Source organism: Frankia sp. CeRuru1 (assembly GCF_977966315.1).
In genome coordinates this window covers 5,505-6,853 of sequence record NZ_CDWWEW010000282.1, presented here as the reverse complement: position 1 = coordinate 6,853, position 1,349 = coordinate 5,505, and the positions used below count along the sequence as shown (strand labels likewise).

Genomic DNA, 1,349 nt, shown 5'->3' with positions numbered 1-1,349 from the left:
GACCTGCAGGTCGTCCCCCGTCGCCAGCGGCAGGCACGCGTCGCTGGTGGGGTCGAACCGCCATTCGAGGACGTTGCGCTCCACAATGACGGCGCCGGGGATCTCCCCCTCCGCGGCGCGCTGCGCCGCGGGTCGGATGTCGACCAGCACCGCGTCGCCGTTCTCGGCCAGGGCACGCGCGGCCTGCGCCGGTTCGAGTCGGTGCAGCCGGGACCGGGCCGCCGCGAGCATCGCGTCGATCCGGCTCGGTGGTGTGGCCGTGGCGTGCTCGGTTGCCGTCATGCGCCGCTCCCGGCCACCGTGGGGGTCGGAGCCCCGCGGTCGCCCCTGCCCGCCTCGATCATCGCGGTGGCCGCGCCGATGGTGACGGCCGGGCCCAGGTCCGTCGTGGCTGCCGCGGCCGCAGGTGGGATCTCGACGGCACGCGGATCCTCCGCACGGCCGCCATCGGCCGGCGCCGGCGCGAACCGCATCGACAGTTCCGGTGGGGAGTAGGCGTGGATCGTCGTCGCGACCTGCCGGCCGCGGTTGGCGACCCGGTGGACGTGGGTCGCATCGAAGCCGACCACAGCCCCGGTCCTGTGCCGGTGCACCTGGGAGCTGGTCCAGCTCCGGTCGTACTGGTCCTCCTCCACGAAACCCTCAGCGACCGTCAGCGCACCCAGCGCGCCGCCGTGATCGTGTACCTCCGTCTGCTGCCCCGGGTACCAGCCGATCAGCCACACCTCCACGGTCGCGGAGAGCAGCAGCCGGGTGTACCACCGGCGATCGGGACGGTGACGGATGACGGGACGCCAGACCTCGGGCGTCGCCGCGACCGCGGCGGTCAGTTCGCACAGGGTCGCCAGGTCGATGAGGCCCGGCTCATCGCTCAGGCACGAGGCCGGCACGAAGGGGTCGGCGATGCGGGTGGGGTCGGCGATGAGGACCGGGTGGAGGAGGGGCACGAGTCACTCCCAAGACGCGGGTGATGCCGGGACGCGGGTACGTTCGCCGGCACACCGCCGGACAGGGCCGGGCGGGGAGAAGCGGTGCCGCGCGCGAGACTGATGCGCCGGGTCACCGCATCGAATGAGCACGATGGTGATGTCCTGCCGGCGGTGGCCCGCCGTGGCGCAGGCACGGAGTGCGACGGCGCAGAGCGGTGGAGATCACGGTGCGAACGGGCTGAGCGTGGCGTCGCGAGGCCGACGGACCGTCGGGGCGGGGCGACAGAACTGCCAGCTGGACCAGCCGATCAACCGATTAGGGACGGCAGACGACGAGCCGCCGCCGACGGCGCCGCGGGAGGATGACGCTGGCCCAGGCCCGCCCGGTACACGCCGCGCTGACGACCCGGCCCAGGTCCG

At 73.8% G+C, this 1,349-nt stretch carries 2 protein-coding genes; both read right to left on the bottom strand.

Annotated features, from left to right (window positions below; genetic code table 11):
- Positions 1–282: rhodanese-like domain-containing protein (locus AC08OP_RS17915; RefSeq protein WP_476615245.1), on the bottom strand; the 282-nt coding region annotated here is incomplete at its 3' end.
- Positions 279–947, bottom strand: coding sequence for a cysteine dioxygenase (locus tag AC08OP_RS17910; protein WP_476615244.1), 669 nt, complete (start codon positions 945–947; stop codon positions 279–281). The genes AC08OP_RS17915 and AC08OP_RS17910, both read right to left, overlap by 4 nt.
- Positions 948–1,349 lie beyond the last annotated feature (402 nt).